The sequence below is a fragment of the Streptomyces kronopolitis genome (assembly GCF_014646275.1).
Taxonomy (GTDB): domain Bacteria; phylum Actinomycetota; class Actinomycetes; order Streptomycetales; family Streptomycetaceae; genus Streptomyces; species Streptomyces kronopolitis.
Map to the genome: position 1 here is coordinate 1 of NZ_BMND01000115.1, position 588 is coordinate 588.

The 588-nt window shown below is 37.4% G+C and carries 1 protein-coding gene; it reads right to left on the reverse strand.

Going from position 1 to position 588, the window contains the following annotated elements:
• Positions 1-560: N-6 DNA methylase (locus IEY78_RS35395; RefSeq protein WP_229700349.1), on the reverse strand; the 560-nt coding region annotated here is incomplete at its 3' end.
• Between the last annotated feature and the right edge of the window lie 28 nt (positions 561-588).

The following is a 588-nucleotide window of genomic DNA, read 5'->3' on the forward strand; positions in this document are numbered from 1 at the left end:
GCATCGTTTTCTTTGAGAGGTTTTTTAAATTCCTCCTTAAAGGCTTGGCTGAGATTCAAATGAGCGATCGCATAAGGAGCGATCAAGTATTCAAACCCATAAAATTGCTTTAAGAGGTTTTGGTATTTATCCTCTTTAGTGGAGATGCCCCCATCGCTTGTTTTCCTCATTTCTAGCGCTTTTCTGAACGCTTCTAATAAAAAAGTGCCTGTGCCGGTGGCAAAATCTAAAAGCTTGATATTTTCGTTATCCAAAGCGCTTTTTAAGCCTAAGGGAGCGTCTTTGAAATGCGTTTTAAGCAAACTATCCAAAGCGTCAATGATGAATTTCACCACAGAATCTGGGGTGTAATACACGCCCTTACTCTCTCGCAATTTAGGGTCATAAGCGCTTAAAAAGGTTTCATAAAAGTGCAAATAAGGGTCTTTATCGTCATTCAAATCTTTAAGGATAGAATCCATATCAACATGATTTATCGAGCTTAAAATTTCATTTAAAAGCCATTGGATTTCTTTAATTCCATCAAGTTTCTTTAAAAAATCCGCCATTTCTCTGATCACAGCGAAATTTTCAGGAATGGAACTCCTC